This window comes from Lacrimispora sp. (assembly GCF_031982545.1).
GTDB lineage: Bacteria > Bacillota > Clostridia > Lachnospirales > Lachnospiraceae > Lacrimispora.
The window spans coordinates 95487-107900 of the sequence record NZ_DALYXB010000003.1 but is presented as its reverse complement, the minus strand read 5'-3'; the positions used below and the strand labels follow the sequence as shown (position 1 = coordinate 107900).

The window sequence follows — 12414 nt, the reverse complement described above, 5'->3', positions numbered from 1 at the left end:
TGGACAAATATTAAGAAAGGATTGGGACTTTGCGTATGAAAGCTTTTTTAATACTGGAAGACGGCACTGTTTTTACAGGCACGAGCATTGGTTCAAAACGGGAAGTGATCAGTGAGATCGTATTTAATACTTCCATGACGGGTTATTTAGAAGTCCTCACCGACCCATCCTATGCGGGACAGGCAGTTGTGATGACATATCCGCTAATTGGTAATTACGGCATTTGTCAGGAAGATATGGAGTCATACAAACCTTGGCCGGATGGCTACATTGTCAGAGAATTATCTAGAATCCCCAGCAACTTTAGAAGCGAGGATACCATTCAGCATTTCTTAGAAATTAACGACATTCCAGGTATCAGTGGTATCGATACGAGAGCCCTAACAAAAATCTTAAGAGAAAAAGGTACAATGAACGGCATGATCACAACCGATGAAGGATTTGATCTTGACGAAGTCATTTCGCGTATGAAAACTTATTCCGTAACGGGCGTTGTGAAAGCAACCACCTGTAAGGAATCTTATGTGCTTCCCGGTGAAGGCAAGCGGGTAGCATTGTTAGATTTAGGAGCTAAAAAGAATATTGCACGGTCTTTAAATGAAAGAGGCTGTGAGGTTACTGTATATCCTGCTGATACGAAAGCAGAAGTAATTCTTTCCACAAATCCAGATGGAATTATGCTGTCAAACGGTCCTGGAGATCCAAAAGAGTGTACGGAGATTATTAAGGAAATCCGCAAGCTGTATGAATCACAGGTCCCCATCTTTGCAATCTGCCTGGGACATCAGCTGATGGCACTGGCCACTGGTGCTGATACCCATAAGCTGAAATACGGACACAGAGGCGGCAATCACCCGGTTAAGGATTTAGAAACCGGAAGAGTTTACATCTCTTCTCAGAACCATGGATATGTGGTGGATGAGGATACTGTGGATCCGGCTGTGGCAGTTCCTGCCTTTGTTAACGTCAACGACGGAACAAACGAAGGCATGAAATATACCGGAAAGAACATATTTACTGTACAGTATCATCCGGAAGCCTGTCCCGGACCTCAGGATTCCAGTTACTTATTTGACCGGTTTATAAATATGATGGAGGTGGGAAAGAATGCCTAAGAATCAGGAGATCAAAAAAGTACTAGTCCTTGGATCTGGTCCGATTATCATCGGCCAGGCAGCAGAATTTGATTATGCCGGAACGCAGGCATGCCGTTCTTTAAGAGAAGAAGGAATTGAAGTTGTCTTATTAAACTCCAATCCTGCAACCATCATGACTGATAAAGATATTGCAGATAAGGTTTATATTGAGCCGCTGACAGTAGAGGTTGTAGAGCAGCTGATTTTAAAAGAAAGACCAGACAGCGTTCTTCCTACGCTGGGAGGCCAGGCAGGTTTAAACCTTGCCATGGAGCTGGAAGATAAGGGCTTTTTTGAAAAGAACAATGTCCGCCTTATCGGAACCACTGCCCTGACCATTAAAAAGGCAGAAGACCGGGAGCTGTTTAAGGAAACCATGGAGAAGATCGGTGAGCCGGTAGCTCCTTCGGATATCGTTGAGAATGTGGAAGATGGATTAAGAATCGCCGAGCAGATCGGTTATCCCATCGTTTTACGACCTGCGTATACACTGGGAGGCTCAGGCGGCGGAATTGCTGAAAATCCGGCACAGTGCCGGGAAATCCTGGAAAACGGACTCCGTTTATCCCGTGTAGGTCAGGTACTTGTAGAACGCTGCATCGCAGGCTGGAAAGAGATTGAATATGAAGTGATGCGGGATGGGGCAGGCAATGTAATTACCGTCTGCAACATGGAAAACCTAGATCCGGTAGGGGTTCATACAGGCGACAGCATCGTAGTGGCTCCTTCCCAGACACTGGGAGATAAGGAATACCAGATGCTTCGTACCTCTGCATTAAAGATCATCAGCGAATTAGGCATAACAGGGGGCTGCAACGTTCAGTACGCTCTACACCCTGAAAGCTTTGAGTACTGTGTTATTGAGGTAAATCCACGAGTGAGCCGTTCTTCCGCTCTGGCTTCCAAGGCAACCGGATACCCCATCGCCAAGGTTGCAGCTAAGATCGCTTTGGGATACACCCTTGATGAGATTAAAAATGCCGTAACCAGGAAAACCTATGCAAGCTTTGAGCCCATGCTGGATTACTGTGTGGTTAAGATGCCACGCCTTCCGTTTGATAAGTTTTTAAGTGCCAAGAGAACCCTTGGAACCCAGATGAAGGCAACCGGTGAGGTAATGAGTATCTGTACCAATTTCGAAGGCGGCTTAATGAAAGCGATCCGTTCCCTGGAACAGCATGTAGACAGCTTAATGTCTTATGATTTTACAGGTCTTACCAATGATCAGCTGACAGAAACCCTTCATCTGGTAGATGACAGAAGAATCTGGGTGATTGCAGAAGCATTAAGAAGAGGCTTTACCTATGAGCTCATTCATGACATCACAAAGATTGATGTCTGGTTTATTGATAAGCTGGCAATTCTGGTGGAGATGGAAGAAGCCTTAAAGAAGGGACCTCTTACTACCGAACTTTTAAAAGAAGCAAAGAGACTGGAATTCCCGGATACAGTCATTTCAAAGCTGACAGGTATATCTATAGAAGAAATTCATCAGACCAGAAAAGAAAACGGGATAACTGCTGCCTTTAAGATGGTAGATACCTGTGCTGCAGAGTTTGCGGCAGAGACACCATATTACTACTCCTGCTTTGGAAGTGAAAATGAGGCAGAGCAGACAACAGGAAGAAAAAAGGTTCTGGTATTAGGCTCCGGTCCAATCCGAATCGGTCAGGGAATTGAATTTGACTTTTGTTCCGTTCACAGTACCTGGAGTTTCAGCAAAGAAGGATATGAGACTATTATTATCAATAACAATCCGGAAACTGTCAGTACGGATTTTGACATTGCAGATAAGCTGTATTTTGAGCCCCTTACTCCAGAAGATGTGGAGAGCATTGTTGATATCGAAAAACCAGACGGAGCAGTGGTACAGTTCGGCGGCCAGACAGCCATCAAGCTGACAGAGGCACTGATGAAGATGGGAGTTCCCATTCTTGGAACAGCGGCAGAAGATGTGGATGCGGCAGAAGACAGGGAACTGTTTGATAAGATTCTGGAAGAATGTCAGATTCCAAGACCAGCAGGCCAGACAGTCTATACAGCAGAAGAGGCTAAGAAGGCAGCTGCAAAACTTGGTTATCCGGTTCTTGTAAGACCTTCCTACGTACTGGGTGGTCAGGGAATGCAGATCGCTATTTCCGATCAGGATATTGATGAATTTATCGCCATCATCAACCAGATTGCTCAGGAACACCCTATTTTAGTAGATAAATATATCGTAGGCAAAGAGATCGAGGTAGATGCAGTCTGTGACGGAGAAGATATACTCATACCGGGAATCATGGAGCATATCGAACGTGCAGGTGTTCACTCCGGCGACAGTATCTCTGTATATCCGGCTCAGAGCTTAAATGAAGATATCAAGGACAAGCTTGTAGAATATACCAGAAGACTTGCAAGAGCACTTCATGTAAAGGGAATGATCAACATTCAGTTTATTGTCAGCGGAGAAGATGTTTATGTCATTGAAGTAAATCCACGTTCTTCCCGTACCGTGCCATATATCAGCAAGGTGACTGGAATTCCCATTGTTCCCCTGGCAACCAGAGTTATCTGCGGCCATACCATAAAAGAGCTTGGCTACAAACCAGGACTTCAGCCGGAAGCAGATTATATTGCGGTTAAGATGCCGGTATTCTCGTTTGAAAAGATCCGTGGCGCAGACATCAGCCTCGGGCCTGAGATGAAATCTACAGGAGAGTGCCTGGGAATCGCAAAAACCTTTAATGAGGCACTTTACAAAGCTTTTGCAGGATCAGGTATCAAGCTTCCAAAGCATAAGAACATGATCATAACAGTAAAAGATTCGGATAAAGAAGAGATTATTGACATAGCCCGCAGATTTAAAGATCAGGGCTACAAGATCTTCTCTACTGCCGGTACCGCCAAGGTGTTAAACGATAACGGAATCAAGGCATTCCAGGTACGTAAGCTGGAGCAGGAGTCCCCCAACCTCCTGGATCTGATTCTGGGTCATGAGATTGACCTGGTTATTGATACTCCGCCTCAGGGCGCAGACAGATGCAAGGATGGATTTGTGATCCGCAGAAATGCAATCGAAACCGGCGTGACCGTGCTTACGTCCCTGGATACTGCAGCAGCCCTTGTAACCAGCATGGAAAACAGAGCGAAGGAACTCACCCTGATTGACATAGCGTTAGTTAAAAATGTATAAGGAATCACAATATTATGGTATTTTATATTAATAAACAGGCTGTAGAAATTAAAACCAGGTTTGAAAACGCGCCTTTAACTTCCCCCAATGAGGCGTGTGCGGCCATGGGAATGCTTTATAAGATCTACGGTCTGCCTGTTCCGGAAAAAAAAGAAATGGTAAGTGATATGAAGAAGGAGTTTCATGAGGCAGTTGCAGCCCGTCCGGTTCCGTCGGAATATGCAGCGAAAATCATCAGCCTTCTTGATGAGTATTATAAAGATGATCGGGTAACAGATGAAATATATGAGCTGTTGAAATACAGCTATGAAGAACAGCGTTAAAAACCTATATATGAGTGATATAAATCACCTTTCGCTACTAATAAGTAACGAAAGGTGATTTTTTGATCACAGAATCTTACATCTCTTTCTTTACAAACTGCTTGTCAAATTCAGGATTATAATAATAGTAGTTTTTCGGATTTAACGTAGTCTTTATATTTTCCAGAGCCTCACCAAATCTCTGAAAGTGAACTACTTCCCGCGCCCGCAAAAATTTAAGTGGTTCTCTTACATCCGGGTCTTCGATTATACGAATTAAATTATCGTAAGTGGTTCTGGCTTTCTGTTCTGCAGCAAGGTCTTCTACCAGATCAGTGATGGCATCGCCTTTTGACTGAAATTCACAGGCATTAAAAGGAACTCCTCCGGCGGCCATAGGCCATAATGCGGTAGTATGATCGATATAATAGGCATCAAAACCAGCCGTTTTTGCCTGTTCAATGGTCAGGTTTTTTGTAAGCTGGTAAATAATGGAGCAAATCATCTCCAAATGCCCCAGCTCTTCCGTTCCGATATCAGTTAAAAGTCCTCCCACTTCCTTGCATGGCATGGTATATCTTTGGGAAAGATAACGCATGGAAGCTGCCAGTTCTCCGTCAGGTCCGCCAAACTGGCTGATAATAAGAGAAGCCGTTTTGGGACAGGTATTTTTTATATTTACAGGAAATTGCAGTCTTTTTTCATAAGTCCACATCAGAATACACCTCCTTCCCATGGAAGAGGTCCGTCACTCCAGGTAAAGTGTCTCTGGTCCGGATATTTTGTGTGTGATTTTGTCTTATTGTTGCTGTCAGGGCAGATACAGTTCATGGTGAGCGGTTCAAAATTATCTGCATAGGTTTGAAGAAGCTGTTTCCTCTGGGTCATTGCATCTTTAAAAGCGTTCAGAGCGTTTTCATCGAGAGGATGGGTATCTAAATAAAGGTTTAAATCATTTACAGTAAAGCTGATCTCAGTTATCTGACTGAGCAGGTTCTTTTGATCAATCATGGCTGTTCCCCTCCTGTTACGTAAAATGGCAAATCAAGACTGGGGAATATAGTTCCGTGTTTTAAAGCAGTTTTAGGATCGTAAGGCTGTTCCCAAGGCTGCATGGGAACGGTTGCTATGGCTAATGCTACGGTTTTGCTGGGTGTTGCAGTTTCGCATTCACATTCCTTTACAGCTACTGAATTCATAGTAACACTCCCTTCTTTAGATGAATTCTTTAACTCTTTTTTATTATGGAGCGAAAATAAAAATTTACTTTGCAAAAATTATCCCAGATTACCCATTGTGATCTTATTGTAATAATGAAGAAAATGAAATATAATAGAGACAAAGTCAAGGGAATTGACATAAAATGTAAAACAATTATGACAGGAGAGCAGACGATTGAGTGATAAGAAATTTGCAGTTTTGATTGATTCGGATAATATTTCCGCCAAGTACATCACGTGTATTCTGGATGAGATGACCCGATACGGGGTAATTACATACAAAAGAATCTACGGTGACTGGACAAGCGCCCAGATGGGCAAATGGAAGATGGAACTTCTTGAGAATTCCATCACACCAATTCAGCAGTTTTCAAATACAGTAGGAAAGAATGCAACCGATTCCGCTATGATTATCGATGCTATGGATTTGCTCTATACAGATAACGTAGATGGATTTTGTATTGTATCCAGTGACAGTGATTTTACCCGTCTTGCCAGCCGTCTGCGGGAATCCGGTAAGGAAGTCATTGGAATGGGAGAGGAAAAGACCCCTAAGTCTTTCCGTGCTGCCTGTACAGTATTTACCAACCTTGAAGTTTTGCTGGATCAGGATGAAGAGGGAACTGGTGGCGGCGCCATTGGTAAAGAAGTGATTGAACAGGATATTACTTCCATAATCCTGGAGAATGAGGATAAAAACAAGGCAACTGGTCTGGGAGAAATCGGCAACCGTCTGGTTAAAAAATATTCGGATTTTGACGTGAGAAATTACGGTTACAGCTCTTTGTCCAAGTTTCTTGAAGAGATGGATAGTTTTGAACTGAGAAAGACCAGCAATGTAGTGACTGTCCGTATGAAGGACAACCGTACCAGAAAGCAGGAACTTGATGATTATGCCGTGAAACTGGTAAAAGGCAGCGGGAAAAATGGAATGGAGCTGGCGGCACTTGGGAATGGAATGCATCGTAAATTTACTGATTTTAAAGTTAAGGATTACGGTTATTCCACGTTTTCCAAGTTTGTACACAGCATTTCCCAGCTGGAAGTCCGGGAGAATAAAAATAACAGTAATTCCGTATTTTTAAAATAAAGAAAACGACTGGGATGAGATATAATAAACCTTCAGGCTGAGTTATTTTATTTACATCAGACTGAAGGTTTATATAAATTTTCGAACCGTCTGGCATCTGGTTATTATAATACATACAAAACAAATTCTGTGGGAACCAGAGCAATACAATTGGACACGTTTCGAACGATCTGATTGAGACTGATTCACCAGATTCAAAACAAAATACAACCGCACTATTAATAGTTTTTTAGGAGGATAAATGGGGAAAACCTCGCAGGAATCAGGGTTTTACAAGACAATGTAAAAAAAGAAAAAAATTGACAAAAAAGTGTTGACAATTAATACAATTCATATTATACTAATGAAGCAGTCGGGAACGAGAGAAAATAAAAGCTCCTGACAAGCACTGGGATCTTAGCTCAGCTGGGAGAGCATCTGCCTTACAAGCAGAGGGTCACAGGTTCGAGCCCTGTAGGTCCCACTGATAAGCGAGTGCTTATCAAACAATTAAATATGGCGGAATAGCTCAGTTGGCCAGAGCACACGGTTCATACCCGTGGTGTCGAGAGTTCGAATCTCCCTTCCGCTACTTAAAAAACACACGGTAATCTGATATATGAGTCGGATCCGATGTGTTTTTTTATTTGCAACAATTGTCGTGGATTAAAATACTGGCCAGCATCAATGGTGCTGGCCAGTCGCATCAGGTCATTAAACCTGATTAAAATCAGTTTGACATGCATTGGTAATATCTGTCTCTGGTACATCATAAAACTTTATCCAGTAAAAGTTATTGTAAGATACAGCGCCAAGTTCTTCCTTAGTTCCAAACCATTCAACATATTTAATCCAACCGCCATAAGGAGCACCTGCTGGAAGCTGTGTTGCAGGATCGATGGGATTTTGACAGATTCCGTAGTCGTTCAGCTCATACCAACCGGTATCAAGCTTAACCCAGCCGCTTTGAGCGTAACCGGCTTCATTAAAATAGTACCAGTATTCCCCAACTTTTTCCAACTTGTTAGCCGGATAGGATGCGTCATCTTTCTCATACCACCACCCCTGGTCGTTGCTTTTCCATTCAGCAGCATAAGCAGTCATACTGAATGCTGCGGCCAATAACGCAGCAACTAGAAATAATTGCACTTTTCTCATGGTAAATACCCCCGTTAATTTTATTTGCTTGCAGTCGGCCTTAAGACTGACTGACAAATATAAAAATATTATATAAAAAGCGTGTTAAAAATGCAATAAAAATATGATGTTCGGATAAATAAGCTCATAAACTACAAAATTCTTTCTTTTTCGACAAGGCACCCAGACCTTTTTCCTTTTTTTTATATTCATTTTTGATGTTTTATGTTATACTTACAAATAGCAAAAAGCGGAGGGATTCCATGTACTATTTTATTGTTAACCCGAACTCCTGTTGCGGACGGGGTAAAATTATCTGGGATAAGCTGGAACGGACATTAAACGCTTCCAGTGTGGAATATCAGGCATATTTAACTGAAAAGCCAGGGGACGCAAAGATATTTGCAAAAAATTTAACAGAAGGGTGTAAAGAATCCAATGTAATCATCGCAGTTGGAGGCGATGGGACAGTCAATGAGATTCTTGATGGATATTCCATGTGCAGTTGTGTTACACTTGGTTATATTCCGGCAGGATCTGGCAATGATCTTGCAAGAAGCTTAAAACTTCCTAAGAATCCCATCCGATGTTTAAATAAGATTTTGCACCCCAAATATTATAAATTGATGGACTATGGAGTATTATCATATGGAGACAGTGAGATCTCTCATCGCCGCTTTATGGTCAGTTCCGGTATCGGCATGGACGCGGCTGTCTGTCATAATCTGTTGTATTCCAGAACGAAAGGGCTGCTTCACAGACTGAGAATTGGGAAAATGGCCTATTTGCTTGTGGGCATCAGACAACTTATATCAGCGAAGCCCTGCAAGGGATATATCGTCCTGAACGGAGTACAAAAGATTGAGTTTAACCATGCTTATTTCATTTCGACCCATATTCATCCATATGAAGGCGGAGGATTTAAATTTGCGCCAGATGCAGATTTTGAAGACGGAAAACTGTCAGTCTGCGTGATGAATAACCGGAAAAAGAGTAAGCTTATCTGTGTACTGCTTAATTCCCTTATGGGAAAAAAGTCTGTAAACAAAGGAATCCGCTTCTATACCTGCGAAGAGATTCACATTCATATGGATCGCCCCATGGCGGTTCATGCTGATGGAGAAAGCTGTTTCTGTCAGAATGACGTGGAGATCCGCTGTATCAGTAAGAAACTTCGAATGATCGTTTAAGATCTGATCTATTTATATAGGAAAGGAAAAAATAATGAGAATTGGACAGGGATATGATGTTCATAAATTTGCAGAAGGCAGAGATTTAATTCTGGGTGGAGTGACCATTCCATATGAGATGGGACTTCTGGGACATTCAGATGCAGATGTGCTGACCCATGCAGTAATAGATGCTTTATTGGGAGCTGCTGGATTAGGAGATATCGGGGAACATTTCCCTGACACAGATCCTAAGTTTAAAGGGGTTTCCAGTATCGAACTGTTAAAGAATGTGGCGGGTCTGCTGGAAGAGAACGGATATGTTGTGGAGAATATCGATTCCACTGTAATCGCCCAAAAACCAAAGCTTTTGTCATACAGACCGCTTATGGCGAAGAATATGGCTGACGCGCTGAATCTGCCGGTTGACAAGGTGAACGTGAAAGCGACAACAGAGGAAGGACTGGGATTTACCGGAAGAGGAGAAGGGATTTCCTCACAGGCCGTTGTTCTTTTAACTTCTGTCGGAGATTACTGTTATGATGAAAGAATCATGCAAAGCGACTGTCAGGGCTGTAAAGGCTGCTGTAAACATGAATAACAGGAGAAGAAGGGAGACAGCATGAAAATATTTAATACATTATCCAGACAAAAAGAAGAGTTCGTACCGTTAGAAGCAGGGAAGGTGAAGATGTATGTCTGCGGACCTACGGTATATAATCTGATCCACATCGGAAATGCACGTCCGATGATTGTATTTGATACAGTACGGAGATATTTTGAATATAAGGGCTACGATGTAAATTTTGTTTCCAACTTTACCGATGTGGATGACAGGATTATTAAAAAAGCCATTGAAGAGGGCGTTGATGCAGATACGGTATCAAAGCGCTACATTGAAGAGTGCAAAAAGGATATGGAGGCCATGAATGTAAAGCCGGCAACCAAAAATCCTCTTGCTACGGAAGAAATCTGCGGAATGCTTGATATGATCGCACATTTGATTGAGTCCGGTCATGCATACGAAGCGAAGGATGGAACTGTTTATTTCCGTACAAAGTCATTTGAACAGTATGGAAAACTGTCTCATAAAAACCTGGAGGATCTGCAGTCCGGCTTTCGTGAACTGAAAGTAACCGGAGAAGAGGAAAAGGAAGATCCTTCTGATTTCGTACTCTGGAAACCGAAAAAAGAAGGGGAGCCTTACTGGGAATCTCCCTGGTGCAACGGCCGTCCAGGCTGGCACATTGAGTGCTCGGTTATGTCCAAGAAATATCTGGGTGACCAGATCGATATTCATGCAGGCGGTGAGGATTTAATCTTCCCCCATCATGAGAATGAGATTGCGCAGAGTGAGGCAGCCAACGGAAAAGAATTTGCAAAATACTGGATGCATAACGCATTTCTTAATATTGATAACAGGAAGATGTCAAAATCTCTGGGTAACTTTTTTACCGTTCGTGATATCAGTGAAAAATATGATCTTCAGGTGCTTCGTTTCTTTATGCTCAGTGCCCATTACAGAAGTCCTATAAATTTCAGCGCAGATTTAATGGAGTCCTCTAAAAATGGTTTGGAGCGCATCCTGACTGCGGTTGATAAGTTAAAAAGCCTGGAAGCTTCAGCTAAAACAGAGGGGATGCTTGAGAAGGAAGACAAAAATCAGGTTAACGCTCTGGTGGAGAAATACGAAGCTGCCATGGATGATGATTTTAATACGGCAGATGCCATCTCCGCAATTTTTGAACTGGTGAAAGTAAGCAATTCCACTACCGATGAGGAAAGCTCTCTGGAGTATGTTACTTTGCTGAAAAATACCATCGAAAAGCTTTGCGATATTCTGGGCATTATCACAGAAAAAGAAGAAGTGATTCTTGCGGAAGAGATTGAAGCTATGATTGCTGCAAGACAGCAGGCAAGAAAAGACAAGGACTTTGCGCTGGCTGATGAAATCAGGGGTAAACTGTTGGATCAGGGCATAGTACTGGAGGACACCAGGGAAGGTGTAAAATGGAAGAGAGTATAATTTCACTGACTGCATTTGCCGATTATTTTGCAGATACACTTCAGTTAAAGAAAGTGGATATTACCAGTTATTCTCCTCTTGCACTGGCCTATATCGGAGACGCGGTGTATGAACTGATTATCCGGACGAAAGTCATGAATCATGGAAGCACCCAGGTGAATAACATGCATAAGAAAAGCGCCAGACTGGTGAATGCTAAGGCTCAGGCTGACATCATCAGAAGTCTGGTGGAAGGGGAAGAACTGACTGAGGAGGAGATTACCGTATACAAGCGGGGGCGCAATGCCAAATCTGCCACAACAGCCAAACATGCGACAGTGGCAGATTACAGAACCGCAACCGGGTTTGAAGCTTTATGCGGTTATCTCTATTTAAGCGGAAAGCTGGAACGTTTGATTTGGGTGGTAAGCAGGGGGCTTAACAGAATAGGAGAACTGGAATGATAGAAGAATTTACAATAGAAGGAAGGAATGCAGTTCTTGAAGCGTTCCGTTCCGGAAAGACCATTGACAAGCTGTACGTGCAGAAAGGTGTATCCGATGGCCCAATTCAATCCATCTTAAGGGAAGCCAAAAAGACAGATACCATCGTTAACTTTGTGGAAAGAGAGCGTCTGGATCAGATGTCTGAGGAAGGTCACCATCAGGGTGTGATCGCCCATGCTGCTGCTTATGAATATGCAGAAGTGGAAGATTTGTTAAAAGCAGCAGAAGAAAAGGGAGAACCGCCGTTTTTCTTCCTCCTTGACGGAATTGAAGATCCTCACAATCTGGGAGCCATTATCCGTACAGCCAACCTTGCAGGAGCCCATGGTGTTATTATACCGAAGCGGAGAGCTGTTGGTTTAACCGCTACAGTGGCAAAGACTTCAGCAGGTGCGCTTAATTATACACCGGTTGCAAAAGTAACCAATTTAACTGCTGTAATGGAAGATTTAAAGAAAAAGGGAATGTGGTTCGTATGTGCGGATATGGATGGAGAAATCATGTACCGCCTGGATTTAAAAGGACCCATTGGTCTTGTTATTGGCAGTGAGGGAAGCGGAGTGGGCAGACTGGTAAAAGAAACCTGTGATATGGTCGCCTCCATTCCGATGAAGGGAAACATTGATTCTCTCAATGCCTCAGTAGCTGCAGGAGTGCTGGCTTATGAGATAGTAAGGCAGCGTCTGGGATAACCA

The 12414-nt window shown here is 42.9% G+C and carries 13 protein-coding genes and 2 tRNA genes; 11 read left to right on the top strand and 4 right to left on the bottom strand.

Annotated elements, in window-relative coordinates; translation table 11 throughout:
• The first annotated feature begins 35 nt into the window (after positions 1-35).
• The 3 genes from ABS301_RS06450 to ABS301_RS06440 are packed head-to-tail and all read left to right on the top strand — an operon-like array spanning position 36 to position 4634.
• Positions 36-1115: a carbamoyl phosphate synthase small subunit gene (locus ABS301_RS06450; RefSeq protein ID WP_104436906.1), complete on the top strand. Its 1080-nt coding sequence runs from the start codon at positions 36-38 to the stop codon at positions 1113-1115.
• The gene (gene carB, locus ABS301_RS06445; RefSeq protein WP_349671434.1) at positions 1108-4311 is read left to right on the top strand and encodes a carbamoyl-phosphate synthase large subunit; all 3204 of its coding nucleotides are present in this window, start codon (positions 1108-1110) and stop codon (positions 4309-4311) included. The genes ABS301_RS06450 and carB overlap by 8 nt, the downstream gene beginning before the upstream one ends.
• A gap of 14 nt (positions 4312-4325) precedes the next feature.
• Positions 4326-4634 (top strand): DUF3837 family protein, encoded by a 309-nt coding sequence (locus tag ABS301_RS06440; RefSeq protein ID WP_349671433.1) that lies wholly within the window; start codon positions 4326-4328, stop codon positions 4632-4634.
• Between the two features lie 76 nt (positions 4635-4710).
• Here ABS301_RS06440 and ABS301_RS06435 read toward each other — a convergent pair whose 3' ends face one another.
• The 3 genes from ABS301_RS06435 to ABS301_RS06425 are packed head-to-tail and all read right to left on the bottom strand — an operon-like array spanning position 4711 to position 5812.
• Entirely contained in the window at positions 4711-5328 is a 618-nt protein-coding gene (locus ABS301_RS06435) for a manganese catalase family protein (RefSeq protein ID WP_349671432.1), read from the bottom strand.
• Entirely contained in the window at positions 5328-5624 is a 297-nt protein-coding gene (locus tag ABS301_RS06430; protein ID WP_104436902.1) for a spore coat protein CotJB, read from the bottom strand. The genes ABS301_RS06435 and ABS301_RS06430 overlap by 1 nt, the downstream gene beginning before the upstream one ends.
• Positions 5621-5812, bottom strand: a complete 192-nt coding sequence (locus tag ABS301_RS06425; RefSeq protein ID WP_349671431.1) for a spore coat associated protein CotJA — start codon at positions 5810-5812, stop codon at positions 5621-5623. Before ABS301_RS06425 ends, ABS301_RS06430 begins: the two co-directional genes overlap by 4 nt.
• Positions 5813-6008: 196 nt before the next feature.
• Between ABS301_RS06425 and ABS301_RS06420 the strand changes: the two genes are divergently transcribed.
• The 3 genes from ABS301_RS06420 (at position 6009) to ABS301_RS06410 (ending at position 7494) form a co-directional block, all read left to right on the top strand.
• Positions 6009-6923, top strand: coding sequence for an NYN domain-containing protein (locus ABS301_RS06420; RefSeq protein WP_349671430.1), 915 nt, complete (start codon positions 6009-6011; stop codon positions 6921-6923).
• Positions 6924-7313: 390 nt separating this feature from the next.
• Positions 7314-7386 (top strand) — tRNA-Val (locus ABS301_RS06415).
• Positions 7387-7420: 34 nt separating this feature from the next.
• Positions 7421-7494, top strand: a tRNA-Met gene (locus tag ABS301_RS06410).
• 122 nt (positions 7495-7616) lie between these two features.
• On the opposite strand, the gene ABS301_RS06405 is transcribed toward ABS301_RS06410, so the two are convergent.
• Positions 7617-8060: a hypothetical protein gene (locus tag ABS301_RS06405; RefSeq protein ID WP_349671429.1), complete on the bottom strand. Its 444-nt coding sequence runs from the start codon at positions 8058-8060 to the stop codon at positions 7617-7619.
• 242 nt (positions 8061-8302) lie between these two features.
• Between ABS301_RS06405 and ABS301_RS06400 the strand changes: the two genes are divergently transcribed.
• From ABS301_RS06400 to rlmB, 5 genes are read left to right on the top strand one after another with little or no spacing between them, the layout of a single operon-like run.
• Positions 8303-9229, top strand: coding sequence for a diacylglycerol/lipid kinase family protein (locus ABS301_RS06400; RefSeq protein ID WP_349671428.1), 927 nt, complete (start codon positions 8303-8305; stop codon positions 9227-9229).
• A gap of 34 nt (positions 9230-9263) precedes the next feature.
• Positions 9264-9809, top strand: coding sequence for a 2-C-methyl-D-erythritol 2,4-cyclodiphosphate synthase (gene ispF, locus ABS301_RS06395; protein ID WP_349671427.1), 546 nt, complete (start codon positions 9264-9266; stop codon positions 9807-9809).
• Positions 9810-9830: 21 nt separating this feature from the next.
• Positions 9831-11234 (top strand): cysteine--tRNA ligase, encoded by a 1404-nt coding sequence (cysS, locus tag ABS301_RS06390; protein ID WP_349671426.1) that lies wholly within the window; start codon positions 9831-9833, stop codon positions 11232-11234.
• Complete coding sequence (locus ABS301_RS06385) at positions 11219-11677, top strand: Mini-ribonuclease 3 (protein WP_349671425.1); 459 nt, start codon at positions 11219-11221, stop codon at positions 11675-11677. The genes cysS and ABS301_RS06385 overlap by 16 nt, the downstream gene beginning before the upstream one ends.
• A complete protein-coding gene (gene rlmB / locus ABS301_RS06380) occupies positions 11674-12411 on the top strand; it encodes a 23S rRNA (guanosine(2251)-2'-O)-methyltransferase RlmB (RefSeq protein WP_349671424.1) in 738 nt (245 codons plus the stop codon). The genes ABS301_RS06385 and rlmB overlap by 4 nt, the downstream gene beginning before the upstream one ends.
• Positions 12412-12414: the final 3 nt, after the last annotated feature.